General features: G+C 65.8%; 20 protein-coding genes, 3 tRNA genes and 3 rRNA genes. 11 read left to right on the forward strand and 15 right to left on the reverse strand.

The features are described 5' to 3' along the window. Nucleotides 1–100: 100 nt before the first annotated feature. Entirely contained in the window at nt 101–1,261 is a 1,161-nt protein-coding gene (gene pseC, locus AC1DSO_RS01010) for a UDP-4-amino-4,6-dideoxy-N-acetyl-beta-L-altrosamine transaminase (protein WP_477067052.1), read from the reverse strand. Next, nucleotides 1,258–2,298 (reverse strand): UDP-N-acetylglucosamine 4,6-dehydratase (inverting), encoded by a 1,041-nt coding sequence (gene pseB / locus AC1DSO_RS01015; RefSeq protein WP_477067053.1) that lies wholly within the window; start codon nt 2,296–2,298, stop codon nt 1,258–1,260. The genes pseC and pseB overlap by 4 nt, the downstream gene beginning before the upstream one ends. Before the next feature lie 118 nt (nt 2,299–2,416). Here pseB and AC1DSO_RS01020 point away from each other — a divergent pair, with 118 nt between their 5' ends. After that, the gene (locus tag AC1DSO_RS01020) at nt 2,417–2,821 is read left to right on the forward strand and encodes a hypothetical protein (protein ID WP_477067054.1); all 405 of its coding nucleotides are present in this window, start codon (nt 2,417–2,419) and stop codon (nt 2,819–2,821) included. Here the strand turns inward: AC1DSO_RS01020 and tadA are convergent. After that, complete coding sequence (gene tadA, locus AC1DSO_RS01025; RefSeq protein ID WP_477067055.1) at nt 2,814–3,305, reverse strand: tRNA adenosine(34) deaminase TadA; 492 nt, start codon at nt 3,303–3,305, stop codon at nt 2,814–2,816. The two genes, AC1DSO_RS01020 and tadA, sit on opposite strands and share 8 nt — an antisense overlap. A 105-nt stretch (nt 3,306–3,410) precedes the next feature. Here tadA and AC1DSO_RS01030 point away from each other — a divergent pair, with 105 nt between their 5' ends. Beyond that, nucleotides 3,411–4,661 (forward strand): pseudouridine synthase, encoded by a 1,251-nt coding sequence (locus tag AC1DSO_RS01030; RefSeq protein ID WP_477067056.1) that lies wholly within the window; start codon nt 3,411–3,413, stop codon nt 4,659–4,661. A 183-nt stretch (nt 4,662–4,844) separates the two neighbouring features. Here the strand turns inward: AC1DSO_RS01030 and AC1DSO_RS01035 are convergent, their stop codons facing one another. Then, nucleotides 4,845–5,816 (reverse strand): lysostaphin resistance A-like protein, encoded by a 972-nt coding sequence (locus AC1DSO_RS01035; RefSeq protein WP_477067057.1) that lies wholly within the window; start codon nt 5,814–5,816, stop codon nt 4,845–4,847. A gap of 124 nt (nt 5,817–5,940) precedes the next feature. Here AC1DSO_RS01035 and AC1DSO_RS01040 point away from each other — a divergent pair, with 124 nt between their 5' ends. The 3 genes from AC1DSO_RS01040 to AC1DSO_RS01050 all read left to right on the forward strand — a co-directional run bounded on the left by AC1DSO_RS01040 (nt 5,941) and on the right by AC1DSO_RS01050 (nt 9,704). Further along, nucleotides 5,941–6,588, forward strand: coding sequence for a TMEM175 family protein (locus AC1DSO_RS01040; protein WP_477067058.1), 648 nt, complete (start codon nt 5,941–5,943; stop codon nt 6,586–6,588). Further along, a complete protein-coding gene (gene rsmD, locus AC1DSO_RS01045; RefSeq protein WP_477067059.1) occupies nt 6,588–7,151 on the forward strand; it encodes a 16S rRNA (guanine(966)-N(2))-methyltransferase RsmD in 564 nt (187 codons plus the stop codon). The genes AC1DSO_RS01040 and rsmD overlap by 1 nt, the downstream gene beginning before the upstream one ends. A 123-nt stretch (nt 7,152–7,274) precedes the next feature. Beyond that, complete coding sequence (locus tag AC1DSO_RS01050) at nt 7,275–9,704, forward strand: glycoside hydrolase family 2 TIM barrel-domain containing protein (protein WP_477067060.1); 2,430 nt, start codon at nt 7,275–7,277, stop codon at nt 9,702–9,704. A gap of 206 nt (nt 9,705–9,910) precedes the next feature. Here AC1DSO_RS01050 and AC1DSO_RS01055 read toward each other — a convergent pair whose 3' ends face one another. Then, a complete protein-coding gene (locus AC1DSO_RS01055; RefSeq protein WP_477067061.1) occupies nt 9,911–10,795 on the reverse strand; it encodes a bifunctional helix-turn-helix transcriptional regulator/GNAT family N-acetyltransferase in 885 nt (294 codons plus the stop codon). A gap of 806 nt (nt 10,796–11,601) precedes the next feature. Between AC1DSO_RS01055 and AC1DSO_RS01060 the strand changes: the two genes are divergently transcribed. Next, a complete protein-coding gene (locus tag AC1DSO_RS01060; RefSeq protein WP_477067062.1) occupies nt 11,602–11,868 on the forward strand; it encodes a hypothetical protein in 267 nt (88 codons plus the stop codon). Between the two features lie 25 nt (nt 11,869–11,893). On the opposite strand, the gene bioB is transcribed toward AC1DSO_RS01060, so the two are convergent. Continuing rightward, nucleotides 11,894–12,937 carry a biotin synthase BioB gene (gene bioB, locus AC1DSO_RS01065; RefSeq protein ID WP_477067063.1) on the reverse strand — a complete coding sequence of 348 codons (1,044 nt, stop codon included), beginning with the start codon at nt 12,935–12,937 and terminating at the stop codon, nt 11,894–11,896. A 109-nt stretch (nt 12,938–13,046) separates the two neighbouring features. On the opposite strand from bioB, the gene AC1DSO_RS01070 reads away from it, so the two are divergent. Then, a complete protein-coding gene (locus tag AC1DSO_RS01070; protein WP_477067064.1) occupies nt 13,047–14,528 on the forward strand; it encodes a CYTH and CHAD domain-containing protein in 1,482 nt (493 codons plus the stop codon). Nucleotides 14,529–14,578: 50 nt separating this feature from the next. On the opposite strand, the gene AC1DSO_RS01075 is transcribed toward AC1DSO_RS01070, so the two are convergent. From AC1DSO_RS01075 to AC1DSO_RS01100, 6 genes are all read right to left on the reverse strand, one after another. Next, nucleotides 14,579–14,655 (reverse strand) — tRNA-Met (locus AC1DSO_RS01075). A gap of 66 nt (nt 14,656–14,721) precedes the next feature. After that, nucleotides 14,722–14,836: ribosomal RNA gene (gene rrf / locus AC1DSO_RS01080) — 5S ribosomal RNA — on the reverse strand. 103 nt (nt 14,837–14,939) lie between these two features. Beyond that, nucleotides 14,940–17,729, reverse strand: a 23S ribosomal RNA gene (locus AC1DSO_RS01085). A 293-nt stretch (nt 17,730–18,022) separates the two neighbouring features. After that, nucleotides 18,023–18,098 (reverse strand) — tRNA-Ala (locus AC1DSO_RS01090). Nucleotides 18,099–18,164: 66 nt separating this feature from the next. Beyond that, a tRNA-Ile gene (locus tag AC1DSO_RS01095) sits at nt 18,165–18,241 on the reverse strand. A 196-nt stretch (nt 18,242–18,437) separates the two neighbouring features. Further along, nucleotides 18,438–19,923 (reverse strand): 16S ribosomal RNA (locus tag AC1DSO_RS01100). Together the 16S, 23S and 5S rRNA genes with 3 tRNA genes alongside form the textbook arrangement of a ribosomal RNA operon. A 916-nt stretch (nt 19,924–20,839) precedes the next feature. Between AC1DSO_RS01100 and AC1DSO_RS01105 the strand changes: the two genes are divergently transcribed. Then, the gene (locus AC1DSO_RS01105; RefSeq protein WP_477067065.1) at nt 20,840–21,271 is read left to right on the forward strand and encodes an RrF2 family transcriptional regulator; all 432 of its coding nucleotides are present in this window, start codon (nt 20,840–20,842) and stop codon (nt 21,269–21,271) included. Nucleotides 21,272–21,353: 82 nt separating this feature from the next. Here AC1DSO_RS01105 and AC1DSO_RS01110 read toward each other — a convergent pair whose 3' ends face one another. Further along, nucleotides 21,354–21,785: a CBS domain-containing protein gene (locus AC1DSO_RS01110; protein ID WP_477067066.1), complete on the reverse strand. Its 432-nt coding sequence runs from the start codon at nt 21,783–21,785 to the stop codon at nt 21,354–21,356. Between the two features lie 55 nt (nt 21,786–21,840). Then, nucleotides 21,841–22,491 carry a rhomboid family intramembrane serine protease gene (locus tag AC1DSO_RS01115; RefSeq protein WP_477067067.1) on the reverse strand — a complete coding sequence of 217 codons (651 nt, stop codon included), beginning with the start codon at nt 22,489–22,491 and terminating at the stop codon, nt 21,841–21,843. Nucleotides 22,492–22,643: 152 nt separating this feature from the next. Here AC1DSO_RS01115 and hfaA point away from each other — a divergent pair, with 152 nt between their 5' ends. Genes hfaA through hfaD form a run of 3 tightly spaced genes read left to right on the forward strand, consistent with a single transcriptional unit; the run spans nt 22,644 to nt 25,289 of the window. Beyond that, on the forward strand, nt 22,644–23,099 hold the full coding sequence (hfaA, locus tag AC1DSO_RS01120) for a holdfast anchoring protein HfaA (RefSeq protein WP_477067068.1): 456 nt from the start codon (nt 22,644–22,646) through the stop codon (nt 23,097–23,099). A gap of 14 nt (nt 23,100–23,113) precedes the next feature. Further along, entirely contained in the window at nt 23,114–24,127 is a 1,014-nt protein-coding gene (gene hfaB / locus AC1DSO_RS01125) for a holdfast anchoring protein HfaB (protein WP_477067092.1), read from the forward strand. Beyond that, nucleotides 24,045–25,289 carry a holdfast anchor protein HfaD gene (hfaD, locus tag AC1DSO_RS01130; RefSeq protein WP_477067069.1) on the forward strand — a complete coding sequence of 415 codons (1,245 nt, stop codon included), beginning with the start codon at nt 24,045–24,047 and terminating at the stop codon, nt 25,287–25,289. Before hfaB ends, hfaD begins: the two co-directional genes overlap by 83 nt. An 11-nt stretch (nt 25,290–25,300) precedes the next feature. Here the strand turns inward: hfaD and AC1DSO_RS01135 are convergent, their stop codons facing one another. Beyond that, entirely contained in the window at nt 25,301–25,903 is a 603-nt protein-coding gene (locus AC1DSO_RS01135) for a YceI family protein (protein ID WP_477067070.1), read from the reverse strand. Nucleotides 25,904–26,049: the final 146 nt, after the last annotated feature.

Consider the following 26,049-nt stretch of genomic DNA (forward strand, 5'->3'; position numbering starts at 1 on the left):
GGGGCCGCAGCACTGCGCTTGGCCCCTGGGTCCCGGATAGCGCTACGCGCTTCCGGGATGACGCGAGTTCGTGGTTTGATTTGAAAATGATCTGGGGCGACTACCCCAGGATCCCCGCCAGCCCGTCGACCACCCGCTCGACGTCGCCGTCGGTCATGGTCGGATACAGCGGCAGGGTCAGGCAGCGGGCGTACCAGGCGTCGGCGCCGGGCAGGTCGGCCAGCCCCTGGCGGTTGACGTAGTAGGGCTGGCGGTGAACCGGGATGTAGTGGACCTGGGTCCCGATCCCCTGGGCCTTCAGGCTCTCAACGACGGTGCGGCGTGACAGGCCCTCGGCCTCGAAGTCGATCAGCACGGTCAGCAGATGCAGCGCGGGGTCGGAATGGGCGGGGCTGGCGGCCAGCCGGGCCCGGGGCGCGCGCTCGGCCAGCAGCTTGGCGTACAGCGCGGTCAGCTGGCGGCGGCGGGCCACGAAGCGGTCCAGCTTGGCCAGCTGCGACAGGCCCAGGGCGCACAGCACGTCCGGGATGCGGTAGTTGAAGCCCAGTTCCGGCATTTCGTACCACCAGGGATCGCCGCCGGCCGGGCGCACCATGCCGTGCGAGCGCAGCAGCCGGGCCCTGGCCGCGAGCTCGGCGTCGTTGGTGGTCAGCATGCCGCCTTCGCCGGTGGCCAGGGTCTTGACCGGGTGGAACGAGAAGCTGGCGAAACTGGAATAGGCCCCGTCGCCGACCGGATGGGCGACGCCGCCGAAGGTCCCGGTCGAGCCCAGGGCGTGCGGGGCGTCCTCGACCAGCACCGCGCCCGAAGCGCTGGCCATGGCCTTCAGGGCCGGCAGATCGCAGACATCGCCGCGCAGGTGCACGGGCAGCACGGCCTTGACGCGTTTGTCGCGAGCCCCGTTCAGGGCCTTGGCCAGCGTGTCGGGCGTCATCAGGCCGCTGTCGGGATCGACGTCGGCGAACACCACCTCGGCCCCGACGTAGCGAGCGCAGTTGGCGGTGGCCAGGAAGGTGACCGACGGGGCGACGCAGACGTCGCCCTCGCCAACCCCCAGGGCCATCATCGCCAGGTGCAAGGTGGCCGTGCCGTTCGAGACGGCGACGGCATGGCGGGCCCCGACCTTCTCCGCGAAGGCGCTCTCGAACGCCTCGACGGCCGGGCCGGTGGTCAAGTAGTCGCCGCGCAGGGCCTGCGCCACCGCGGCGATGTCGTCGTCCTCGATCGTCTGGCGACCGTAGGGGAGGAAGGCGCCGCTCATCGCGCGGCCTTTTCCTCCAGCATGGTCAGCAGGCCTTCGGGGCTGAGCCAGTCGTGGTTGTTGTCGCTGCTGTACGAGAATTCCTCGGCCACCGGCTTGGCCCCGTCCGCCGCGCCGTAGGGCGTGCGGCCGAACTCGGCGAAGTTGGGCTCGATGGCGTAGCGGTCCTCGAACTCGACGGTCGAGCGGGCGTCGTCGGCGCTGATCATGATCTCGTGCAGCTTCTCGCCGGGACGGATGCCGACCACCTTCATGCCGGCGTCCGGCGACATGGCCTTGACCAGGTCGGGCATGGCCATGGACGGGATCTTCGGCACGAAGATCTCGCCGCCGCGCATCATGGTCAGCGACGACAGCACGAAGTCGACGCCTTCGTTCAGGGTGATCCAGAAGCGGGTCATGCGCGGGTCGGTGACCGGCAGCTCGGTCGCGCCCTGGCTCAGCAGGCGGCGATACAGCGGCACCACGCTGCCGCGCGAGCCCACCACATTGCCGTAGCGCACGACGCAGAAGCGCGTGCCGATATCGCCCGACAGGTTGTTGGCGGCCACGAAGGTCTTGTCCGAGGCCAGCTTGGTCGCGCCGTAGAGGTTGGTCGGGTTGCAGGCCTTGTCGGTCGACAGGGCGATCACCTGCTTCACATGGTTGGTCAGGCTGGCCCAGACCACGTTCTCGGCGCCCAGCACGTTGGTGTGGATGCACTCGGACGGATTGTACTCGGCCGCCGGCACCTGCTTCAGGGCCGCGGCGTGGACCACGATGTCGACCCCACGCAAGGCCAGGGTCAGGCGCTCGCGGTCGCGGACGTCACCTAGGAAAAAACGAAGTTTGGCGTAGGTCGCTTCGTCGAACTGCTCGCGCAGCTCCATCTGCATGTCGCTCTGCTTCAATTCGTCGCGGGAATAGACGATCACCTTCCGCGGGGCGTAGCGGCGCAGCACGGTTTCGATGAAACGCCGACCGAACGAGCCGGTGCCGCCGGTGATCAGGATCACCTTGCCGTCCAGATCGAGGGATTTGGGGGAAAAACGACCCAAGTTCAGCCTCCTGCGACGTCCGCGAGCCCAGGGGGCCGAAGACGAATCGTGGTTAACGCTTCTTACTGCGCCCGCAGGCGTAAAGAGGACGTCAACCACGTTGCGGTAGCAAGGCGTCATGCGCCGCCGCCAGCTCATCACCTCGCTCCTTCTCGCCGCCGTTCTGGGCGCGAGCCCCGGCCTCGCCTTCGCTAACGAAGGCAAGAAGGAAGAAAAGGCCGTCACCTATTTCGCGATGGACCCGATCAACGCCATCGTGCTGCGCCGCGACGGCCGCCGGGGCGTGATGACTGTGGAGGCGGGCCTGGAGGTCCGCGATCCCGCGTTGATGAAGCGAGCCCAGGCCTCGACCCCGCGCCTGCGCGCCGCCTTCGCCCAGGTGCTGATGATCTATGCCGCCGGCCTGCGCGGCGGGGCGGCGCCGGACATCGACTATGTCGCGCGCGAACTGCAGAAGGCCGCCGACCAGGTGCTGGGCAAGTCCGGCTCCAAGGTCCTGCTGGGCTCGGCGATGCTCAGCTAGAGGGCTTGCTCTTCCGCCGGGCGCGGAAGAACCCACGCAGCAGCTCGGCGCTTTCGTCGGCCAGCACGCCACCCGTCACCTCCGGCCGCCAGTGGCAGGTGGGTTGGGCGAAGAACTTTGGGCCATGGACCACCGCGCCGCCCTTGGGGTCCTGCGCCCCGAACACCACCCGTCCGATCCGCGCGTGGCTGATCGCGCCGGCGCACATGGCGCAGGGCTCCAGGGTCACGACCAGGGTCAGGTCGGTGAGGCGATAGTTCGCAAGCTTGGCCGCCGCCGCGCGCATCACCGCGATCTCGGCGTGGGCGGTCGGGTCGTGCGCGCCGATCGGACCGTTGCCGGCGACGGCCAGCACCTCGCCGGTCTTGGGATCGAGGATCACCGCGCCCACGGGCGTCTCGCCGGCCTCGGCCGCCGCCCGGGCCGCATCGAGCGCCAGGCGCATCATCGCCTCATCTTGATCCGTCGAGAGATCGGTGCGCATTAGCCCCTATGGCCCCGGAGGGGCTCCAAGTTGAAAGAGGGAGCATTTCGAGAAATGCTCCAGAGCCCATCGTGAGATGCGCCCAGCCCGAGAAGGACGCTTGAAATGACCAAACCCCACGATCCCCTGTACGAGCCTGAACTCGACGRTCAAGACGGCGAGCTCGACGGCGGTCCTGGCGAGCGGGTCGCCAAGGCCTTGGCGCGGGCCGGCGTGGCCTCGCGGCGCGAGGTCGAGCGGCTGATCGAGGCCGGTCGCGTGGCGATCAACGGCAAGGTGCTGACCACTCCGGCGGTGAAGGTCCAGGCGGGTGATTTCCTCACCGTCGACGGCCAGCTGGTGGCCGAGCGCGAGCCGACGCGGATGTTCCGCTACCACAAGCCGACCGGGCTGATGACCACCCACAACGACCCCAAGGGCCGGCCGACGGTGTTCCAGTCGCTGCCGAAGGAGCTGCCGCGCCTGATCTCGATCGGACGCCTGGACTTGAACTCCGAGGGCCTGCTGCTGCTGACCAACGACGGCGAGGTGTCGCGCGCCCTGGAGACGCCCAGCAACGCCTGGGTCCGCCGCTATCGCGCCCGGGCCTTCGGCGACACCACCCAGGCCAAGCTCGACACCCTGAGGGACGGGATCACCGTCGAGGGCGTCAAGTACGGCGCCATCGAAGCCAAGATCGACAAGGCCCACGACAAGGCTGGCGGCGGCAAGAACATCTGGATCACCGTCTCGTTGTCCGAGGGCAAGAACCGCGAGGTCCGGCGGGTGCTGGAGGCGCTGGGCCTGAAGGTCAATCGCCTGATCCGCCTGTCCTACGGGCCGTTCGCCCTCGGGGCCCTGGAGGCCGGCCAGATCGAGGAGATCGGCCCCCGGGTGATCCGTGAGCTGATGGAAGGCATCGTCTCGCCCGAGAACATGCCGACCGGCGACCGCCCGAAGTTCGGGGGGATCGCCAACGCCGTGAAGGCGCCGGGCACGGCGGGCGGCGGCGACCTCCAGCGTCGGGGCGTTCCGCGCGCCGATCGCGACATCATCAAGCCCGACGCGCCGGAAAAAGCCGAAAAGCCGGTCTACAAAGCCGGCTGGGCCAAGCCGAAAAAGAAGGTCTCGCCGCACGCTTCGGCCAAGGGGGCCAGCAAGGGCATCGCCCAGCCCAAGGCCAAGCGCGCCCCGAAGTCGATGGAGACCAAGTTCATCGACGATCGTAAGCCCGTCGCGCGCGGCAAGCCGCCAGCCCGCCCGGCGGAGGGCGCGGCGCGTCGAGTCTCGGAAAAGCCGGGCAAGGCGGCGCCGCGACCGGGTCCCAAGGGTCCGGCTCCCCGCGGGAACGCCCCGCGCGGCGGTCCCAAGCGGTAGGTCACGATCATCATCCCTCTCCCCTTGCGGGAGAGGGTGGCCCGCGAAGCGGGTCGGGTGAGGGGTCGAAGAGCAGGACCGCCGCTGCGGCGGGTAAGCCGGGTGCGGGCCGACAGGACTATCGACCCCTCATCCGTCAGCTTCGCTGACACCTTCTCCCGCAAGGGGAGAAGGGATCTTCGCTTAAGCCGTCGCCGGCGTCTGGACCCCAGTCCAGCGGCGCAGGGCCGGCCAGCGCACCGCCAGCTCGGCCACGCCGATGAAGCCGGCCAGCACCACCAGGGCGCTCGCGATCAGCCCGGCCTTGAACTCGTGCGGCGCGTCGGGGCGGGTGGTCATGGGGCGCAGCAGCAGCAGGATCACGGCGTTGTTGGCCGCGTGGGCGCCGATGCCCAGCTCGATGCCGCCCAGCCGCAGGGCCATCCAGGTCAGGCCCGCGCCCATGGCCGCGCGGACCAGGAAGGCGTCGATGTTGGGATCCAGGTGGATGGCGGCGAACAGCAGGCCGTTCAGGGCCATCAGCACCACCGGGTCGCGGACATAGGCCGCGCTCTGCTTGAGCAGCCAGCCCCGGAACACCAGCTCCTCGGCGGCGGCGGCCAGGACCAGCAGGCCGACCGACAGGATCGCGTAGAGGCTGCGGCCCACCAGGTTGGGCGAGACCTTCCACAGCGGCGGGTCGATCGCCTCGCCGGCCAGGGCGGCGACGGCGGTGACCGCGACCATCACGACGCCGACCAGCACCAGTCCGCCCAGCAGCAGGCGCCAGCGCACCGGCTCGCTCCGGTTGACGTAGTCGGTGATTCGGCGGTGGTGGATGGCGCCGGCGGCGAACACGAAACCGACCGCCGCGCCCAGATTGATCCCGGCCAGCACCGCCAGGATGAACAGCGACTGGCGGCCGCTGGGCTCGGCCAGGTTCGGATCGGAGAACACCGCGAACAGCTCGCCGGCGGCGGGCGCGCCGTCCAGGCCGCTGACGATCAGCATGGCGATCAGGATGGCCAAGGCRCCGCCCGCCAAGGCGGCGACGGCGCCGGCCAGCACGCCGACCGGCACGGCGAACGCGGTCCGCCACGGGTCGCGGTCATAGGGCGTCAGGTCGGCCAGAAAGCGCGAGCGCTTCGCCGCCTCCAGGATTTCGCCCATACGCATCGTCCGATCGCCTCTTCCCCTTCGACGCGACTAAGAAGGCGCGACCGCGATCTTGTAAAGCGCGCGCTTGCCGCCGCGCGCGGAGGACGGCACACATCCGGTTACGGCTTGTAAGGGGACAGGTATGAGCGACAAGGATTCGAGCGGCGACACCGGCGCGGGGCACCTGCACAGGCTGATCCTGTTTTCGGACGCGGTCTTCGCCATCGCCATCACCCTGCTGGCCATCGAGATCCATCCGCCCCATCACTGGCGCGGCGTCCCGGACCTTTTCCGCCAGATGGCCCCGCACCTGATCACCTATGCGGTCAGCTTCGGCGTGATCGGGATCTATTGGGTCAGCCATCGTCGGATCTTCTCGCGCCTGGCCTCGGCCAACGGCGTGCTGGACGCGCTGAACTTCGTCGTCCTGGGCTTGATCGGCCTGCTGCCGCTGGGCACAGAGCTGCTGTGGCGGCAGGAGGGCGGCCAAGCCTTTCCGGTCTATCTGACCCACGTGGCGCTGATCGGCTTCGCCCTGGCCGTGTTGTGGGCCTATGCGGTGTTCGTCGGCAAGCTGGCCAAGCCGATCGCCCTGCCCGAGGCGCTGTTCGTCCTGGTCCGGGTCGCCCTGCTGCCAGGCATGATGTGCGCCCTGGCATTCTTCAGCATCGCCAATGCCTGGGGCTGGGCGGTCATGGCGGCCCTGACGGTGGTGCTGGCCCGAGCCGGCGCCTGGATCGAGCGCAAATACCACCTGGCCGCCGAAGCCGCCGAGCAGGCCGCCGCCTGATGCGCATCGTCTCGGGCCAGTATCGCGGCAAGGCCATCGTCGCCCCGTCGGGCGAGGCCACCCGGCCGACCTCCGACCGGGCCCGCCAGGCGGTGTTCAACATCCTGGAGCACGCCGCCTGGGCGCCCGAACTGCACGGCGCGCGGGTCATCGACGTGTTCGCCGGCTCGGGCGCGCTGGGGCTGGAGGCCCTGTCGCGGGGCGCCAGCTTCTGCCTGTTCGTCGAGACCGACGACGCCGCGCGCGGGGCGATCCGCGAGAACATCGACGCCATGCAGCTGTTCGGCGTCACCCGCGTCCACCGCCGCGACGCCACCGACCTGGGCCTGCGCCCCGCCAGCGCCGGCGCGCCGTTCAATCTTGCCTTCCTCGACCCGCCCTACGCCAAGGGCCTTGGCGAGAAGGCGGTCGCCGAACTGAAGGCCGGCGGCTGGCTGGCCCCCGGCGCGATCCTGATGTTCGAGCGCGGCCGGGGCGAGCCCGACCCGGCGCTGGACGGCTTCGAGCTGCTGGACACCCGCGACTATGGCGCCGCGCGGGTGTTGTTCCTGAAACTGACCTAGAGCGCTCCCCGTTGCCTCCCATGGCCTTCTGACGTTAGATTTCCATCAAATGGAATAATGTCTCATTTTGTGGGAGTCTTGGCGCGCAGCCAATCCCGGGTGAGCAGGTCTGGGAGGACGTCCATGGTCATCGGCTACACCGGCGCCGCCGCGCCGCGCCGCGCCCGCGCGCTCAGGGCCGGACTGCTGGCCCTGGCCCTGCTGGCCCCCGCGGCCCAGGCCGCCGAGCGCCACGTCACCCCGCTGACCGACGGCTGGCGCTTCGTCCAGGGCGATCCCGAGGGCGCGGAGACCGCCGGCCTCGACGATTCCCGCTGGGCCACCGTCTCGGTCCCGCACGACTGGGCCATCGCCGGCCCCATCGACATCAAGGTCCGGGCCGGCGGCGCGGGCGGCTTCTTCCCGACCGGCGTCGCCTGGTACCGCAGGACCCTGGACGTCCGGCCGGCGCCAGGCCGGCGGGTCTTCGTCGAGCTCGACGGGGTGATGGAGCGCAGCGGCGCCTGGATCAACGGCCACCACCTGGGCTACCGGCCCAACGGCTATGTCGGCCTGCGCTACGACGTCACCGATTTCCTGAAGACCGACGGCCCCAATGTGCTGGCCATCCGCGCCGACACGTCGTTCGCGCCCTCGTCGCGCTGGTACGCCGGCTCGGGGATCTATCGCGGCGTCCGCCTGATCGAGACCGGCGACGTTCATGTCGAGCAAGGCGGCGTCTTCGTCAGCACGCCGTCGATCGGCGCCGACCGCGCCACGGCCAAGGTCGCCGTCGAACTCACCAACGACGGCCGGACGTCGTCCTCGGCCGGGCTCGAGATCGTCGTCACCGATCCGGACGGCAAGGTCGTCGCCCGCCAGTCGGTCGCGCCCGCCCCCATCGATCCGGCCCGCACCGAAACCCTGAGCGCCGAGCTCTCCATCCCCTCGCCGCGCCTCTGGAACCTGGACAGTCCAAACCTCTACAAAGCCTCCGTCCGGGTGGTCGGCGCCGACGGCCAGCCTTCCGACAGCGAAGCCGTCCCGTTCGGGATCCGCGAGGCCAGGTTCGAGGCCGACACCGGCTTCTGGCTGAATGGCCAGAACCTCAAGCTGAAGGGCGTGGCCCTGCACGCCGATGGCGGGGCGGTCGGGGCGGCCGTACCCCTGGCCGTCTGGCGCCAGCGCTTCACGGCGCTGAAGGCCCTGGGCGTCAACGCCATCCGCACCGCCCACAACCCGCCCTCGCCCGAGTTCCTGGACCTGGCCGACCAGATGGGCTTCGTGGTCATGGACGAGCTGTTCGACCAGTGGAACGTCGCCAAGACCCCCGGCGACTATCACCTGTTCTTCGGCGACTGGCACAAGCGCGACGCCCGCGACATGCTGCGCCGCGACCGCAACCACCCCAGCGTGGTTATCTGGAGCGCCGGCAACGAGATCCACGACACCGCCTATCCGGTCCAGGCCAAGGCGGCGCTGAAGAGCCTGCTGACCGTGATGCATGCCGCCGATCCCACGCGGCCGGTGACCATGGGCCTGTTCCGCCCCAATGTGACCGGCGACTACGCCAACGGCCTGGCCGACATGCTGGACGTGGTCGGGCAGAACTATCGCGAGAACGAGCTGAAGGCCGCCCACGACGCCAAGCCGATGCGCAAGATCGTCGGGACCGAGAACAGCCATGCGCGCGGTTCGTGGATCGCGGTCCGCGACTACGCCCCCTATGCCGGCATGTTCCTGTGGACCGGCGTCGACTATCTGGGCGAGGCCGATCGCAGCGGCTGGCCCAATATCGACAACCCCGCCGGCCTGCTGGACCGCACGGGGAACGTGAAGGTCTCGGGCCTGCAGCGCGCCGGCTGGTGGGCCGAGCAACCGGTCATCCACGTGGTGCGCAACGCCGTCCCGGCCGCCCCGCCGCCGCCCAATGACGGCGCCGGTCCCGCCCCGGCCCTGCCGACCATGATCGCCGTCGCCACCCCTGCCCCCAAGGCTCAGATCCTCGACGACTGGACGCCCGCCGACCTGTCGCCGCACCCGGAAACCATCGAGGTCTATAGCAACTGCCCGTCGGTCGAGGTGTCGCTGAACGGCAAGAGCCTGGGCGCCAAGCCCCTGCCCGCCGACGGCGCGCCGCGCCAATGGGCCGTGACCTTCGCGCCCGGCGAGGTGGTGGCGACCCGTGGCGGCGCGGGGCCGCGCGATACGCTGCGGACGGCCGGCGCGCCCGCCCGCCTAGTTCTGGTCACCGACGACAAGGCGGTGGGTTCGACGTTCGACGACCTGGCCATCGTCCGCGCCCGGGTGGTCGACGCCAAGGGCGTGGTCACGCCCACGTCGGACGCGGCGATCACCTTCTCGGTCAGCGGCTCCGGCCGTCTGGTCGCCGCCGACAACGCCGCCCCGACCGACCACACCCCATTCGCCTCGCCCACCCGCCAGGCCTGGCGTGGCCAAGCGACGGCGTTCGTGCGGGGAGAAGGCTCTGGGCGCGCGATGACGGTGCAAGCCAGCGCGCCGGGGCTGAAGCCGGCGACCTTGACGCTGCCGGTCGGCGCGCCACGACGGTAGCCGGCGGCCCTTCCGGCTCCTTCTCCCCTTGCGGGAGAAGGTGTCAGCGAAGCTGACGGATGAGGGGTCGATAGTCCTGTCGGCTTGGCGTCCAGCCGATCCGCTGTCGCGGCGGATCCAGTCTTCGACCCCTCACCCGGCCCTTCGGGCCACCCTCTCCCGCAAGGGGAGAGGGAAACAAGTTCGCAACGGCGAGGGCGCCGAACTCACCCCAGCGTCTTGGCGAACCACATCTGGGCGTAGGGGTCGTCGTTGAAGCGCTCGACCTCTTCATAGCCGGCCTTGGCGTAGAGGCCGATCGCCTCGGTCAGGGCGCCGTTGCTGTCGAGGCGGACGCGCCGCAGCCCGGCTTCGCGCCCCAGGGCCTCCAGGGTCGTCAGCATCTTGCGGCCCAGGCCCAGGCCGCGCGAGGTCGGGTCGGTCCACAGCCGCTTGATCTCGCCGGTGTCGGCGTCGACTCGCTTGAGCGCCCCGCAAGCCACCGGCCGCCCCTCCAGCCGGGCGACCACGAACCAGCCCTTCGGCGGCGCGAACTGATCCTCGGGGGCCGGCGCGGCCTGGGCGGGGTCATAGCCGCTGTCGAAACGCTCGGCCAATTCGGCGAAGTAACGGTCCAGGCACCAGCGGGCGTCGGCCGAGCCCGGCGAGACGACCTCGACCGTCACGGCCGAGGCCCGCAGCAGGCGTTCGACCTCGCCCATGGCCTCGAGCAGCCGGCGGCGCTGGCGGTCGTCCAGCGGCGCGATCAAAGACTGAGCCAGCCGGTCCGACTGGACGTCATAGGCGTCGATCTCGGTCCGCCCCTGATCCGTCAGCCGCGCCAGCCGCGCCCGGCCGTCGGCGGTCGACCTCTCGACCACGACCAGCCCCTGGCGTTCGAGGGCTCGCAGCAGTCGGCTCAGATAGCCGGAATCCAGGTCCAACCGCTGGCGCAGGTCGCGCACGTCAGCGCCCTCCCGGCCGATCTCGAACAGCACCCGCGCCTCGCCGAACGGCCGTCCCTGGCCCAGATAGCTGGCCTGCAGCACCCCGATCCGCTGGGTGACCAGGCGATTGAAGGCGCGGATCTGCTGGAGGTCGGGGCGAGACATTAGCTGACTTTAGTCAGGTATCTTTAGGAGAGCAATACGGCCACCGCCGCGGGCCCCCACCTGACCACGCGTCGCGTGGTCGTCCGCCCCCGGAGGGGGCGGAAGGTGCGCGCCCTTCTTCCCCCTTCGGGGGAGGAGCGCCGCAGGCGCGGAGGGGGCAAGTACGGGGATTGAAGTACCTGTATCCCCGGCGTTCGCGGGATAGAACCCAGCGAAATCAACTACTTCTCACTTTTACGTGCCTCTGGATGATCCGCGTTCAGCCCCGCCCCATACTCACAGCTGTCCCCGTCGCAAGGGGAGGGCGCTTGGATCCGGCCCGAAGCGGCGATGGGGATAGGTTGAGCGGGGCCGCTGGCGGTTCCCGGCGGTGTCGTCAGGTCGCGCGGCTTACTCTTTAGGAGCGCGCGCGAGTGACGGGATCGTCCGGGATCAAAGCCGACAGCGGAGCGACAGGGCGGTGATCGATCCAAAGCCGCCTATCGTGGATCGCCGAGCTGGAGACGGAGCAGCCGATCCAGTTGGTCCACGCCCGTCCGGGGGTAACGGAGGCCCGAGCAGATAACGCTCACGCCCGCCGTCCTCACGGCAGAGAACAGCCTGGCGGAGCGGTCAGCGAGCCGAAACATACAAACCCTTACGGTCTCCGGGTTCGCCCGGCCGCTCCGTCGCCTCCCCACGAACTTCAGCGGTGAGCCGCGTGAAGCGGCGGACGCACGACCCAAATCCTCCCCCTAGCGGGGGAGGACTTACAGATCCTGATCCGTCGCCCGTCGGGGGCGCTCCCGAACCACAGGAGAAGCCGAATGACCCAATCCCTGATCCGCGCCCGCCACGAGCGCATGTTTGGCAAGGGACGACGCCGCAAGCGTCGGCTGCAAAAAGGCGACGACATATGGCTGGCCCTGATCGACAAGATCATGACGATCCTGGACGAGGCCGAACACGACATGCGCGCGATGACGCACAACTATCCGCCCCAGGTATTGGCCGAATACTTAGCCGGCGCCGCCGAAACCCGACGTGAGCTCGAGGCCCAACGCCGCGATATCCTGCTGAATCCGAGGCCCTAGAATCCTGGAAGGGGGACGCGCCGCCCTATTCGGCCGCGACGATCTCGGGCTCTCGGTGGTGGGCCTCGGCCCGGACCTGGCCCATCGGCTTCAGATCCAGGTCCTGGAACAGCTTGGAATCCTCGTCCTGGCCCGGCAGCGGGGTGGTCAGCAGCTTGCCGCCGACGAAGATCGAATTGGCGCCGGCCAGGAAGCACAGGGCCTGCAGCTCGCGGCTCATCCCCTCGCGGCCGGCCGAGAGGCGGACCATCGACTTCGGGCAAACGATGCGGGCGACGGCGATGGTGCGGACGAATTCGATCGAGTCGATCGCCTTGCCCTCCGCCAGGACCTTGTCGCCGAGCGGCGTGCCACTGACGGGCACCAGGCCGTTGATCGGCAGGCTGTCGGGATGGGACGGCAGGGTGGCCAGCTGGTGCAGCAGGCCGGCGCGGTCGCGGCGCTGCTCGCCCATGCCGACGATGCCGCCGCAGCAGGTGCTCATGCCGGCGTCGCGGACGTGGGCCAGGGTGTCGAGGCGCTCCTGGTAGGTGCGCGTGGTGACGACGTCAGCGTAGTAGTCGGGGCCGGTGTCGAGGTTGTGGTTGTAGTAGTCGAGACCGGCGTCCTTCAGGGCCTTGGCCTGTTCGGCGGTCAGCATGCCCAGCGTCGCGCAGGTCTCCAGGCCCAGGGCCTTCACCTCGCCGATCATCGAAGCCAGCTTGGGCAGGTCGCGGTCCTTCAGCTCGCGCCAGGCCGCGCCCATGCAGAAGCGCTGGGCCCCGCCGTCGCGGGCCGCGCGGGCCTTGGCCACCACGTCCTCTGTGGCCATCAGCTTCTCAGCCTTGAGGCCGGTCTTGAAGTGGGCCGACTGGCTGCAATAGCCGCAGTTTTCGGCGCAGCCGCCGGTCTTGACCGACAACAGCTGCGACAGCTGCATCTCGGAGGGATCGAACCAGGTCCGGTGAACGTTGGCGGCGTCGAACACCAGCTCCATGAACGGACGGTCGAACAGGGCCTCCACCTCGGCGAGGGTCCAGTCGTGGCGGGCCACATGGGCAGGGAGGGACGAAGCGTTGATCTTGCTCATGGCGCGCACGTTTGAACCCGCGCCAAACAGTTGGCAAGACGCTTGGCAAGACATCGCCCAAGCGGCATAGGGCTGGGAGCCGAAGGGCCCCGCGGGAGTTGGTCAGGCCATGGATCGCGAGATCGAGCTGAAATTCCTGATCCCGCCCGAAGCGGCGGCGCTGGCCCTGACCCTGCTGAAGGGCGAGGGCGCGGTGCGCCAGCTGGACGCCACCTATTTCGACACCCCGGGCCACGCTCTACGCAAGGCGGGCTTCGGTCTGCGGGTGCGCGACGGCGAGGGCGGCCGCAAGCAGACCCTGAAATCGGCCTCGGCCGGCGGGGTCTTCTCGCGCGGCGAATGGGAGGAGCCGATCGCCGGTCCCGGCCCCGACCGCGACGCCCTGGCTCGCACGCCGGCCGCCGCCATGCTGGTCGGCGAAACCTTGGCGCCAGTCTTCACGACCCGGGTCGAGCGCGTGGTGCGCCTCGTCCACGTCGGCGAGACGGTGATCGAGGCGGCGCTCGACCGTGGCGAACTCAGCGCCGCCGATCGGCGCGCGCCGGTCTGTGAACTGGAGCTGGAGCTGAAGTCGGGCGAGCCTCGGGCCCTGTTCGACCTCGCCCGGCAGCTGGCCCGGCGCGTGCCGTTGCGCCTGTCGCTGGTCAGCAAGGCCGAGCGGGGCTACGGCTTGGCCACCGACTCCGGCAGCGCGCCGCCGAAGCGGCAGGCCCCGGCGCTGGATCCCGGCGTGACCGTCGGCGAGGCGCTGCAGGCCCTGGGCCGGACCAACCTGGCCCACCTCTGCGCCAGCCTGGAGGCGCTGCGCGAACGCCCCGAACCCGACAGCGTCCATCAGGCGCGGGTCGCTGCGCGCCGGCTGCGGGCCCTGCTCAAGATCTTCAAGCCCCTGGCTCAGGACGCGGCCGCGCGTCGGCTGGACGAGGCGCTCGATGCGCTGGCCGGCGAGTTCGACGCCGCCCGCGACCTCGACGTGTTCGTCGGCGACGTCTGGTCCAAGGCGGCCCCCGGCGCGGCGTTCGCCGGCCGCGACGACTTCGAGCGCGCCCTGGATGCGGCGCGCGCCAACGCCTATCTGCGCATGGAGGCGGCGCTGGAAAGTCCCGAGGCCCGCGACGTGCTGCTGGAAGCGGCCGCCTGGCTCGAAGCGGGGCCCTGGACGACCGACCCGGCCCTGGCCGAGCGCCGCGATGGCCTCGCCGCCGACCACGCCGTCCAGGTCCTCGACCATCGCCGCAAGCAGCTGAGAAAGGGCGCCAAACGCTTCGACGACCTCGACGCCCGCCAGCGGCACAGGCTGCGCCTGAAGGGCAAGATCCTGCGCTACGCCGCCGAGGACCTCGGTTCGCTGTTCCCGGACCATCCCAAACGCGCCGAGCGCTTCCTCGACGCCGCGAAAGCTGTCCAAGACACGCTGGGCGCGTTGAACGATCGCTATGTCCGCGAAGGCCTGATCACGGCCGTCGCCCACGGACACGAGGCCCTGGCCCAGGCCGCCACCCGCGTCGCGCTGGCCGGCGACGAAAGCGACCTGCTAGCGGACGCCCGCCGGAGGCTTGTGGATCTGATCGACGCCAAGCCGTTCTGGTGAGGCCCAGAACGCGAAAAAGCCGCCCGAAGGCGGCTGTTTCGTTAGACCCTTGGGTGCGGGGACAGGATTTGAACCTGTGACCTTCAGGTTATGAGCCTGACGAGCTACCGGGCTGCTCCACCCCGCGTCAGGGTGTTGTTTGAGATTGTGAGGGAGGGTTCTTGGACTTKTAATCGAGATATCCTTTTGGCGGACCTGGCGGCGACCTACTCTCCCGCGCCTTGAGACGAAGTACCATTGGCCCAGGGGGACTTAACGACCGAGTTCGGAATGGGATCGGGTGGGGAACCCCCGGCATAGCCACCAGGTCAGCGAAAAGGATATCAGCAGCCTGTTTCCAGGCTGKTGATTTAAGAAGAAGACATCAGTGTCTGAGGTAGAGCCATGCTKWTGCATGGGTTTGACTGAAGAACGATCAAGCCTATCGAGCTATTAGTACCGGTAAGCTCCATGCGTCGCCGCACTTCCACACCCGGCCTATCAACGTGGTGGTCTTCCACGGCTCTCAGCGAGACCTTGTTTTGAGGTTAGTTTCCCGCTTAGATGCTTTCAGCGGTTATCTATTCCACACTTAGCTACCCTGCTGCACAGCTGGCGCCATGACAGGTCCACCAGAGGTGTGTCCATCCCGGTCCTCTCGTACTAGGGACAGATCCTCTCAAGTCTCGTACACCCACGGCAGATAGGGACCAAACTGTCTCACGACGTTCTGAACCCAGCTCACGTACCACTTTAATCGGCGAACAGCCGAACCCTTGGGACCTGCTCCAGCCCCAGGATGTGATGAGCCGACATCGAGGTGCCAAACTTTGCCGTCGATATGGACTCTTGGGCAAAATCAGCCTGTTATCCCTAGAGTACCTTTTATTCGTTGAGCGATGGCCCTTCCACGCAGGACCACCGGATCACTATGGCCKACTTTCGTCTCTGCTCGACTTGTCAGTCTCGCAGTCAGGCGGGCTTATGCCATTGCACTCGACGACCGATTTCCGACCGGTCTGAGCCCACCATCGCGCGCCTCCGTTACACTTTGGGAGGCGACCGCCCCAGTCAAACTGCCCGCCACGCCATGTCCCGGACCCGGATAACGGGCCGCGGTTAGACGTCAGCAACAATAAGGGTGGTATTTCAAGGATGGCTCCACCGAGACTGGCGCCCCGGTTTCATAGCCTCCCACCTATCCTACACATGTTGTTGCTAACGCCAAGGCGAAGCTGCAGTAAAGGTTCATAGGGTCTTTCCGTCTGACCGCGGGAACCCCGCATCTTCACGGGGAATTCAATTTCGCTGAGCCTGTGCTGGAGACAGTGGGGAAGTCGTTACGCCATTCGTGCAGGTCGGAACTTACCCGACAAGGAATTTCGCTACCTTAGGACCGTTATAGTTACGGCCGCCGTTTACCTGGGCTTCAATTCAGAGCTTGCACCCCTCCTTTTAACCTTCAGGCACCGGGCAGGCGTCAGACCCTATACGTCGCCTTGCGGCTTCGCAGAGCCCTGTGTTTTTGATAAACAGTCGCTACCCCCTGGCTTGTGCCACTCTTCTCTGGTTGCCCAAAGAAGAGTCACGCTTATCCCGAAGTTACGCGTGCAATTTGCCGAGTTCCTTCAGCACAGTTCTCTCAAGCGCCTTGGTATACTCTACCTGCCCACCTGTGTCGGTTTCGGGTACGGTCTCCGTTGGAGTTATTTCCAGGGACCTGTTCACTGCCAGGAGCAATCCAATAAGCCCTGACAATTTACCAGATCCGTCACTTCCAACTGGTTCAGGAATATTCACCTGATTCCCATCGACTACGCCTTTCGGCCTCGCCTTAGGGGCCGACTAACCCTGCGCAGATTAGCTTTACGCAGGAACCCTTGGGCTTTCGGCGAGAGGGTCTCTCACCCTCTTTATCGCTACTCATGTCAGCATTCTCACTTCCGATACCTCCAGCAAGGCTCACGCCTCACCTTCATCGGCTTACGGAACGCTCCGCTACCGCTTGCAGTAAACTGCAAACCCATACCTTCGGCGACTGGCTTGAGCCCCGTTACATTTTCCGCGCAGGTTCGCTTGACCAGTGAGCTGTTACGCTTTCTTTAAATGATGGCTGCTTCTAAGCCAACATCCTGGTTGTCAAAGCAAACCCACATCGTTTCCCACTTAGCCAGTACTTGGGGGCCTTAGATGATGGTTAGGGTTGTTTCCCTTTTCACGACGGACGTTAGCACCCGCCGTGTGTCTCCCGGATAGTTCTCTTGGGTATTCGGAGTTTGATTAGAATTGGTACAGCTCGCGCCGCCCGCATCCATTCAGTGCTCTACCCCCCAAGGAATACGTCCGAGGCACTACCTAAATAGTTTTCGSRGAGAACCAGCTATGTCCAGGTTTGATTGGCCTTTCACCCCTATCCACAAGTCATCCGAGAATTTTTCAACATTCACCGGTTCGGTCCTCCAGTAAGTGTTACCTTACCTTCAACCTGCTCATGGATAGATCACCTGGTTTCGGGTCGTCATGCGACGTACTTATTCGCCCTATTCAGACTCGCTTTCGCTGCGCCTACACCTAACGGCTTAAGCTTGCACGGCACATGAAGTCGCTGACCCATTATACAAAAGGTACGCCGTCACCACGCGCGGTGGCTCCGACTGCTTGTAGGCTTCCGATTTCAGGATCTGTTTCACTCCCCTTGTCGGGGTGCTTTTCACCTTTCCCTCACGGTACTTGTTCGCTATCGGTCATTGAGGAGTACTTAGGCTTGGAGGGTGGTCCCCCCATGTTCAGACAGGATTTCACGTGTCCCGCCCTACTCGAGTCTGTCGCTATTTGACGCTTACGGGGCTATCACCCACTATGGCTGTGTTTCCCAACACATTCAGCTTTATGTCACGACAGCACTGGCCTGGTCCCGGTTCGCTCGCCACTACTACGGGAGTCTCGGTTGATGTCCTTTCCTCCGGGTACTGAGATGTTTCAGTTCCCCGGGTTTGCTTAATGAACCCTATGTATTCAGGTCATTATACCTCTTCTGATCCATCCACTACGGCCCTGACCGAAGTCAGGAACAAGTGGAGTGACCATAAAGGTGGGTTTCCCCATTCGGAGATAGCCGGATCAAAGGGTGCTCGCGCCTCCCCGGCTCTTATCGCAGCGTGCCACGTCCTTCATCGCCTCTCAATGCCAAGGCATCCGTCAGAAGCCCTTATGCGCTTGATCGTTCTCAGCAAAACCCATGCGTTTTAAAGCCTCGTCACTCACGTGAGGAAGCTTCGAGCATGAGCTCTACCCTTAGTCAGACAATGATGTCTTCTTAAGTCCGCCCTTAAACCGATACCGTATCCCAGGGGTGAGCTACGGTCGGCGGGAGAACCCTGCCTTCACAATGTCATTTCGCATCGTCACTAAGTGACGCTGCAAACTTGATCATTCCTCGATCGCGACTTTGTTTCGTCGTCTTCGCTACCGCTTCGCTGCTTGAGCGAAGACGAAGTGAAGATTTCCAACAAAGATGGTGGAGCCAGACGGATTCGAACCGACGACATCCTGCTTGCAAAGCAGGCGCTCTACCAACTGAGCTATGGCCCCTCACACTCGGTGTGAGTTGCTTGCCCAGCGGGGAGCTGGTCGGTTGCGCGTCCATGTAGGAGAGAGTGGTAGGCCCGATAAGACTTGAACTTATGACCTCACGCTTATCAAGCGTGCGCTCTAACCAACTGAGCTACGGGCCCATAGGCCGCATAGAGACCAGATCCAGAACACGAATGTCCTGACCCGCTCCTGGGCTCGCGATCGCCTCGATCGCCTAGTCGGCGATCAAGGAGTGGAAAGAGAAACGAAGACGGCGGCGATCCGCTCATTTGTGTGCGTCTAGCGCACTAATTGGAGCCTCAATAGTCTCGTGAGAGACTGGAGAAGCATCCTTAGAAAGGAGGTGATCCAGCCGCAGGTTCCCCTACGGCTACCTTGTTACGACTTCACCCCAGTCGCTGACCCTACCGTGGTCGCCTRCCTCYCTTGCGRGTTAGYGCAGCGCCTTCGGGTARAGCCAACTCCCATGGTGTGACGGGCGGTGTGTACAAGGCCCGGGAACGTATTCACCGCGGCATGCTGATCCGCGATTACTAGCGATTCCAACTTCATGCTCTCGAGTTGCAGAGAACAATCCGAACTGAGACGACTTTTAGGGATTGGCTCCCCCTCGCGGGATTGCAACCCTCTGTAGTCGCCATTGTAGCACGTGTGTAGCCCACCTTGTAAGGGCCATGAGGACTTGACGTCATCCCCGCCTTCCTCCGGATTAACTCCGGCAGTACGATTAGAGTGCCCAGCCAAACCTGATGGCAACTAATCGCGAGGGTTGCGCTCGTTGCGGGACTTAACCCAACATCTCACGACACGAGCTGACGACAGCCATGCAGCACCTGTGTCCCAGTCCCCGAAGGGAAAGCCAGATCTCTCTGGTGGTCCGGGCATGTCAAAAGGTGGTAAGGTTCTGCGCGTTGCTTCGAATTAAACCACATGCTCCACCGCTTGTGCGGGCCCCCGTCAATTCCTTTGAGTTTTAATCTTGCGACCGTACTCCCCAGGCGGAGTGCTTAATGCGTTAGCTGCGTCACCGACATGCATGCATGCCGACAACTAGCACTCATCGTTTACGGCGTGGACTACCAGGGTATCTAATCCTGTTTGCTCCCCACGCTTTCGAGCCTCAGCGTCAGTAACGGACCAGTATGTCGCCTTCGCCACTGGTGTTCTTCCGAATATCTACGAATTTCACCTCTACACTCGGAGTTCCACATACCTCTTCCGTACTCAAGACTGCCAGTATCAAAGGCAATTCCAAGGTTGAGCCCTGGGCTTTCACCTCTAACTTAACAGTCCGCCTACGCTCCCTTTACGCCCAGTAATTCCGAGCAACGCTAGCCCCCTTCGTATTACCGCGGCTGCTGGCACGAAGTTAGCCGGGGCTTCTTCTCCGGGTACCGTCATTATCGTCCCCGGTGAAAGAATTTTACAATCCTAAGACCTTCATCATTCACGCGGCATGGCTGCGTCAGGCTTTCGCCCATTGCGCAAGATTCCCCACTGCTGCCTCCCGTAGGAGTTTGGGCCGTGTCTCAGTCCCAATGTGGCTGATCATCCTCTCAGACCAGCTACTGATCGTCGCCTTGGTGGGCCTTTACCCCACCAACTAGCTAATCAGACGCGGGCCGCTCTAATGGCGATAAATCTTTCCCCCGAAGGGCTTATCCGGTATTAGCTCAAGTTTCCCTGAGTTGTTCCGAACCAAAAGGCACGTTCCCACGTGTTACTCACCCGTCCGCCACTAATCCCGAAGGATCCGTTCGACTTGCATGTGTTAGGCCTGCCGCCAGCGTTCGCTCTGAGCCAGGATCAAACTCTCAGGTTGAGTTGACCGCTAACACAGACTTCAGAGACTAGGGGAAAACCCAATCTCCGGTTCTGGTTTGCATAGTATCTTGACGAGTTCCCAATCACATCGATGAATTGAAAACCGAAGTTTCCAGTCCATGATATTCATGGTGTCTTCAAGAGACCGCAATTGTCAGCGTTCGAGATGAACCTTTCAGTCCATCGCCAGAGCGCCGCCGCCTGCGTTTCTCTTTCCAAATCAACAATGTCAAAGACCCAACCGCCTCAGCGGCCCACCCCTTTAACGCCCGATGTCGGCGGAGGCGGCTATCTAGCGAACCTCGAATTCCATGTCAAATCGTTTCTCGAAGAAACTTTCCGACTTTCCCCGCCTGCCAGCCCAGAAGGCTTTCGGCGGAGCCGGCAGCTTCTAAAGAAGTCACCGGAGCCAGTCAAGCGTCTTTTTCGAAGAAAAAGAGAAGCTTTCCTGGAGCGAAATACTTGGAAGCTCTTGCGAACTCCTTTGTATTTCTAGGAGGGCGGCTTCTAACGAAGCAGATCCTCCTGGTCAACCGCCCTTTTCACTTTTGTTTTCTTGGCGACCAGAGCCGCCTCAGAGTGCAAAAGCCGACCGAGGCGCGCCGCTAGGTGCGCCGTAAGTCTGAAGGGATTCGATTGAGGCTGCGGAACTTAGCGATCCGCTTTCAGAAACGCAAGCCCGGAGGCCAAGGTTTCGTCCGGCGGGCCGCAGCCCCGAAGCGAGGGGCGGCTTCTAGAGCCCCCTCCCCGGCCTCGCAAGCCGGAAATCGTCATTCCATCCCCAGATCGGCCATTCCCCTGTGCATGAACGCCGCCACGCGGACCTTGCACATTGGTCAAGCCTCGCTCAGAAGGCTGGACGTTCCAGAGCGCGCGCCCTTGAGCCGCGCGCCTATATAAGGTGACCGGCGTCCATGTTGTCCCAGAAGGCGCGTTACGCCCTGCGCGCGATGATCGAACTGGCCCGACACAACGGCCAGGTGACCGCCGGCGAACTGGCCGAGCGCGCGGACGCGCCGCGCAAGTTCCTGGAAGCGATTCTGCTGTCCCTGTCGCGCGAGGGTCTCGTGGCCAGCCGGCGCGGCAAGTTCGGCGGCTACGTCCTGGGCCGCCCCGCAGAGGCGATTAGCTTCGCCGAGATCATCCGCCTGGTCGACGGCCCGCTGGCCCTGACACCCTGCGTCAGCCGCACCGCCTTTCGCCGCTGCGAGGATTGTCGAGACCTGGCGACCTGCGCCCTGCGAGAGGCGCTGCTGCGCGCGCGCGACGCCACGGCCGCGGTGCTGGAAGGCTACAGCCTCGCCGACGCCGCCCAGGGCGCCGGCGCGGAACTGATCGAGAGCTAAGCGCCCCTTCTATATAGAGCCGCGCATCCATTCGCGATCCTCGCTCAAGCAGCGAAGCGATAGCGAGGATCGCACGCGGGCGTCAGCCCGCGGCGATATAAGCCTTCAGCCCGTCGGCCTCGGCCTGGGCCTCATTGATCTTGTACTTCACCAGATCGCCGATCGAGATGATCCCGGCCAGGCGATCGCCCTTCACCACCGGCAGGTGGCGGATCCGGCGATCGGTCATCCGCTCGAGCAGGGCGTCGATCGTCTCGTCGGGCTGGGCGAAGATCACGCTGGTGGTCATGCAGCCGCTGATCGGCTTGGTCAGCGCGCTCGCGCCCTCCTTGGCGATCACCCGGACGACGTCGCGCTCGGACAGAATCCCGACCACCGCCTCCTTGTCGTCGACCACCACCATGGCCCCGACGCGCCGCGTGTGAAGAAGCGCCGCGGCGGCGCCGACGGTCTCCTGGGGGGAGGCCGTGAAGACGAGATCGCCCTTGTCCTTGAGGATCTGAGAAACCAACACTGCGTTTTCTCCCTTGTTCTTTAGAGAACGAGAGTCTCGCAAACGGGCTGTCGGATCAATGGGGATCGGCGGCTTCCGGCGGAATACCGGCCCAGCGCGCGAACGGGCCGATCAGCAGGACGCCGACGGCGAAGCCGACTAGGTGCGCCTCCCAGGCTACCGCGCCGGTTCCCATGGTCAGCAGGCCGCCGGCCACCGCCATCACCAGATTGACCACCAGCCAGCCCAGGCCCAGCGAGATCACCCTCGGCCCCAGGATCGGGCCGACCTGTCCCGGGTGGTCCATGGTCCGGGCCGCCGCGCCCATCAGGCCCGACACCGCGCCGGACGCGCCGATCACCGCCCCGGCCGCGTCGGGATGGATCGCCGCGTAGCCCAGGCCCGAAAGCGCGCCGCACGCCAGATAGAAGAGGCAGAAGATTCCCCCTCCCCGGCCGTTTAGTCCTAGCAGCCGCGCCACCGGCGCGCCGAAGGCCAGGGCGAAGGCGGCGTTCATCAGGGCGTGAACCCAGCCGCCGTGCACGAACATCATGGTCACGACGCCGGTCCAGCGCCCCTCCCAGAAGTCCCGGGGGACCAGAGCCAGCGACTCGATGGTCGCATCGCTGGCCTTCAATAGAACCACGTGCGGAGCAAGGATCGCGGCGCTCGCCAGCAAGGCGGGCCAGGGCGCATTGAAGATCGGCTCGGGACGCTGGTCGGTCATCACGTTCTCATCTGGGGCGGGTTCGTCGCGATTCGAAGCGTCCGTCCGCACGCTTAACCATTTTTTCTCGACCTTGGCGCTACACCCGAGGCTGTACCTTTTTGGCACGAGGGTTGCTTGCCCTTTCGTGTCGACAGTTCTCGGAGCCGCTTATGGCCTGGCATCGCATGAAGAAGATGAGCGTCGCGTCGGCGCTGACCATCGTCGCGGCAGGCGCCGCGATGGGCGTCTGCGGCGCGGCCGCCGCCCAGACCATGTCGACCAACTCGGCCTCGTTCAACGCCGGCTACGGTCGCTCGTCGGGCCAGGAAAACCGCATGGTCGAATATTCGACCCGCGACGCCAACGGCAACCGGGTGGTCGTCGATGGCGTCATGCTGACCGGCGCGGACCAGAGCGTCTATTCGTCGAGCCGCAGCTCGGGCTCGCTGGACGCCTATTCGGGCGTTGGCGGGGTCGGCGGCTACGCCGGGGCGACCGCGATCGGCAACAACCTGACGGTCATCACCCAGGGCAACAACAACACGGTCATCGTCAATTCCAGCCAGGTCAACAACGGCAACGTCAGCGCCGGCTCGAATGTCGTGAAGGCGGGAACCGCGCAATGACGCTGAAGCGTACAGTGAGCCTCAAGCGCACAGGCTTGGTGCTGGCCCTGCTGGGAGCGACGGCGCTCGCCGGTTGCGGCGGCGTGCCCGTCGCCTCGACGGCCGGCAACTACGCGACCCCGATCGGCTCGGCGCCGGTCACCGCAAACCCCACCGACTATTCGGCCGCCCTCGTCTGCCTCAACCAATACGCCCGCGCCAACCGCGTGGCCGCGCCGCGCATCGCGATCGGCCGCATCGCCGACTACACCGGCAAGGAAGAGTCCGACGGCTCGGGCCGCAAGGTGACGCAAGGCGCCTCGCTGATGGCCTTCTCGGCCTTCGCCAAGGCCGGCATGCCCATGGTCGAACGCTTCGACACCTCGGTGTCGGAGTTCGAGCTGAAATACGCCAACAACAAGCTGATCTCCGACCGTCCGAACGCCGCGCCCGATGCGCCGGCGGACTACCGCAAGATCCTGGCCGGCCAGGTGCCGGGCTCGGACTTCTACGTGGTCGGCGGCATCACCGAGCTGAACTACAACATCCGTTCGGCGGGCGTGGACGCCTATGCCGGCGACAAGGACACCGACGGGCTGAAGGGCAACTTCCGCCGCCGGGTGTTCGTGATGAACATCGCGCTGGACCTGCGGCTGGTGAACACCCGCACGCTCGAGGTGGTGGACGTCATCTCGTATCAGAAGCAGGTGGTCGGCCGCGAGGTCAGCCTCGGCGTCTTCGACTTCCTGAATGGCAACCTGTTCGACATCTCGGCCGGCCGCGGGGCCCTGGAGCCTATGCAGCTGGCCGTGCGCGCCCTGATCGAGCGCGCCACGGTCGAGATGAGCGCCAACCTCTACGGCATGCCCGGCCCGCAAAGCTGCCTGCGCTACGACCCGTTCGGCGACGCCACCGTCGGCCAGACGGGCGCGTTCACGCCGGCCTACAACAACCTGGGAACCAACAATGCGCAGACCCGCGATGACCCGTCTCGCTGGAACGCTCAGCGCGATCCCGATATTCGTGATGCTAAGCGGGGCCGCTACTAGCCAGACGCTTTCGCCGAGCCCGGTTCTCAACAACCAGATCAATCTCGGCGAGATCTTCTCGGAGCAGACCCTCAACGTCCAGACCGTGTCGGACGGCGTCACCGCCAGCACGACCGCCCAGGCCAACGGCGTCTCGGTCGGGGTGACCAACGCCGACGCGTCGATCACCTCGAACCAGACCAATCAGGGATCCGTCTACGGCCACACCGTGGTCGACGTCGGCGTCAACGCCGGCGCCAGCAGCGCCGTGCGCTCGACGGCGGTCGGCAATTCCGGCGCCTTCTCGGCCTCTAACGGCACGATCTCGGCCTTCGCGGTCCAGACCAATTCGGCCGAGGTCACCGCGCGCGGCCAGGTCGAGGCTCCGACCGCCGAGGCCAAGGACCTGACCGTCTCGACCTTGGCCATGGGCAACAGCCAGGGCGTCAATCTGGACAACGGCTCGGCCGGGGCGCGGATCAGCCAGTCGACCACGGCCAACGTGCTGGCCGACGGCGGCGCGATCGTCCAACACGCCTCGGGGACCAGCGCGGTCACCGCGACCACCGCCGGCAACAACATCAACATCAGCGGCGCCAACCAGTCGGCCGTCCGCGCGATCACTGACCAGGCCAACACGGCCCAGGTGACCCAGGCCAGCAAGTTCACGGCCTACGGCAACAGCTACCTGTCGGCGACCACCGCCACGGCCACGGGCAACAACCTGGCGGTCCAGAACGAAGGCCCGTTGGCGGACGTGAAGTCCAACCAGTGGAACACCTCGTACGTCCGGGGCCAGGCCGAGGGCACCTCGTACCTGTTCGGCGCGGCCCAGACGAGCGCCTACGCGGCCGGCAACTCCTCGCAGGTCAACAATGTCGGCCCCGAGCTGGTGCTCGACAACCTGCAGACCAACACCGGCGGCGGGGTCGAGGCGACGGCCAGCTTCTCGGGGCAGGACGGCTATGACGCGGTGACCACGGCCACGGCCATGGGCAACGCGGTCACCGGCTACGCCTGCTCGAAATGCAGCGGCCGCATGACCGTGACCAACACCCAGAGCAACAGCGCCGACATCGGCGCCAGCTCCAGCACCACGATCGCGTCCGGCGGCCGCCAGGTGACGGGCGTGTCGACCGCGATCGGCAACAACGCCAGCTTCAACGTCAGCTCGCCGAACTAGTAGTACCAGCGCTACTTCTCCTTCTCGAAGGCCGCGCTGATCGTGATAGTCGTCGCGTCGCTGACCACCGGCGCCCACTTGCCGACCCCGAAGTCCGAGCGGTTGATCTGGCCTTGGGCCTTGAAGCCGATGGTGAAGACCTTCGAGAAGTGATTGGGACCCGCGCCGGTGAAGGTGGCGTCCAGCACGATCGGCTTCGTGACGCCGTGCAAGGTCAGGTCGCCGGCGATCTTGGCGGTCGTCGGTCCTGTCCGGGTAACCGACGTCGAGACGAAGCGCATCTCGGGAAACTTCTTCGCATCGAAGAACGCCGGCGACAGAAACTGGGCGTCGAGCTCCTTGTTGGTCGTCGTCACCATGGCGATCGGCACGGAAACGTCGAGCTTAGCGCCGCCTAGCGCCTTGGGATCGATCACCAGCGTCCCCTTGGCGCCGGGAAAGGTGCCCCAGAACTCGCTGATGCCCATGTGGATGGTCCCATAGCGAACCAGCGTCTCTTTCGAATCGATCGTGTAGGTCCCCGCCTGCACATCGTCGGGATTGAAGAGCGCTTGGGCGCGCGCCGAGCCGATGGCGGCGGTCATCAACAGCGCGGTCGCAAGGCAAGGCAGCATTCGAGTCATTCAGGCGGTCTCCCAGGTTAGGTCACGGCGCCAGCGGTCCGCCGCAGCGCTTGGCCAAGGTGTCGATCACCATTGCCGAGGTCCTGAATGGCCGTCTGAAAAGCTCTGAAAACTTCTGTCCAGGATGATTGGCCAGC

This window comes from Caulobacter sp. P4_E5, assembly GCF_056401555.1.

Coding starts and splice junctions, on each gene's coding strand:
- pseC (WP_477067052.1), bottom strand. CDS start 1,261: ATGAGCGGCGCCTTCCTCCCCTACGGTCGCCAGACGATCGAGGACGAC.
- AC1DSO_RS01020 (WP_477067054.1), top strand. CDS start 2,417: ATGCGCCGCCGCCAGCTCATCACCTCGCTCCTTCTCGCCGCCGTTCTG.
- tadA (WP_477067055.1), bottom strand. CDS start 3,305: ATGCGCACCGATCTCTCGACGGATCAAGATGAGGCGATGATGCGCCTG.
- AC1DSO_RS01040 (WP_477067058.1), top strand. CDS start 5,941: ATGAGCGACAAGGATTCGAGCGGCGACACCGGCGCGGGGCACCTGCAC.
- rsmD (WP_477067059.1), top strand. CDS start 6,588: ATGCGCATCGTCTCGGGCCAGTATCGCGGCAAGGCCATCGTCGCCCCG.
- AC1DSO_RS01050 (WP_477067060.1), top strand. CDS start 7,275: ATGGTCATCGGCTACACCGGCGCCGCCGCGCCGCGCCGCGCCCGCGCG.
- AC1DSO_RS01055 (WP_477067061.1), bottom strand. CDS start 10,795: ATGTCTCGCCCCGACCTCCAGCAGATCCGCGCCTTCAATCGCCTGGTC.
- AC1DSO_RS01060 (WP_477067062.1), top strand. CDS start 11,602: ATGACCCAATCCCTGATCCGCGCCCGCCACGAGCGCATGTTTGGCAAG.
- bioB (WP_477067063.1), bottom strand. CDS start 12,937: ATGAGCAAGATCAACGCTTCGTCCCTCCCTGCCCATGTGGCCCGCCAC.
- AC1DSO_RS01070 (WP_477067064.1), top strand. CDS start 13,047: ATGGATCGCGAGATCGAGCTGAAATTCCTGATCCCGCCCGAAGCGGCG.
- AC1DSO_RS01105 (WP_477067065.1), top strand. CDS start 20,840: ATGTTGTCCCAGAAGGCGCGTTACGCCCTGCGCGCGATGATCGAACTG.
- AC1DSO_RS01115 (WP_477067067.1), bottom strand. CDS start 22,491: ATGACCGACCAGCGTCCCGAGCCGATCTTCAATGCGCCCTGGCCCGCC.
- hfaA (WP_477067068.1), top strand. CDS start 22,644: ATGGCCTGGCATCGCATGAAGAAGATGAGCGTCGCGTCGGCGCTGACC.
- hfaD (WP_477067069.1), top strand. CDS start 24,045: ATGCGCAGACCCGCGATGACCCGTCTCGCTGGAACGCTCAGCGCGATC.
- AC1DSO_RS01135 (WP_477067070.1), bottom strand. CDS start 25,903: ATGCTGCCTTGCCTTGCGACCGCGCTGTTGATGACCGCCGCCATCGGC.